The sequence below is a fragment of the Neorhizobium huautlense genome (assembly GCF_002968575.1).
GTDB lineage: Bacteria > Pseudomonadota > Alphaproteobacteria > Rhizobiales > Rhizobiaceae > Neorhizobium > Neorhizobium huautlense.
Map to the genome: position 1 here is coordinate 1 of NZ_PVBM01000090.1, position 1,082 is coordinate 1,082.

The following is a 1,082-nucleotide window of genomic DNA, read 5'->3' on the forward strand; positions in this document are numbered from 1 at the left end:
CCGCCCTTATACATTGAGAGGCCGGAGCGTCTGTTATGATGCTCCGGCCTCGTTTGTCATTGGGGTGATCGCAACACCGCAATGGCTGAGGGCAAAGCGGTTGGGCTTGGCCGCCCTGAACCTTCGTTCGCAAAAAAGCAGAACCCTTTGCGCTCATCGAGGCATCGTCGCACCGTTGAGAGAGCTTCGCGCTCGCGTATAAGGGAGACCTGCCTCATGTCTTATACTAGTCGTTTTGTCGGCATCAACATATCAAAATCCTCTTTTGACATCTGCATCCTGCCGGATAGCCGCTCGGCGAGCTTTGCCAACACGGCGGCAGGAGTTGCCCGCTTCCTGGCGTTTGTCGCGCCATTGAAAGGGATCGAGCGCTTCCTGCTGGAGCCCACCGGCGGCTACGAACGCCGTGTGCTCGACGCGCTTCTTTCAGCGCGGATGCCGGTGGCGCGCGTCAATGCCAGACAGGTGCGACAGTTCGCCGGCGCCTGCGGCCAACTCTCCAAGACCGACAGGATCGACGCCTTCATCCTGGCCGACTACGGTCGACGGATGGAAACCGAACTTGTCCTGCCAGCTTCTCCAGCCCAGATGAATATGGTCGGTCTGGTGGCGCGCTACAGGCAGCTGTCACACATGATCGTGCAGGAGAAAAACCGCCGGGAGAAGCTGGCCAGCCGGGCCGACGACAAAACGAGGGTCTGGATCGAAGAAAGCTTACAGTTCCTGCTTGACCAGCGCCAGGCGGTTGTCGACGCGATGACAGCCTGCCTCGAGGCGGATAAGGCGCTCTCGGGCAAGGCCGCTGTCATGATGTCGCTCAAGGGCATTGGTCTGCGCACAGCCTGCTTCCTGCTGGCAGGTCTGCCTGAACTCGGAAGCCTGGACAAAGGACAGATCGCCAAGCTCATCGGCGTCGCGCCGCTCAACCGGGACAGCGGCCAGATGCGCGGCAAGCGCATGATTGCCGGCGGTCGAAAACCGGTTCGCGATGCCCTCTACATCGCAGCCCTGCCGGCAATCCGCTTCGATCCCGACATCAGAGCTTTCTTCGAAAAGCTGAAATCGAAAGGAAAACCCGGCAA

1 protein-coding gene is annotated in these 1,082 nt (G+C 60.1%); it reads left to right on the plus strand.

The window, feature by feature from the left end:
* Positions 1-216: 216 nt before the first annotated feature.
* Positions 217-1,082 (plus strand): IS110 family RNA-guided transposase (locus C5L12_RS27705; RefSeq protein WP_205839401.1); only part of this gene is annotated, 866 nt, incomplete at its 3' end.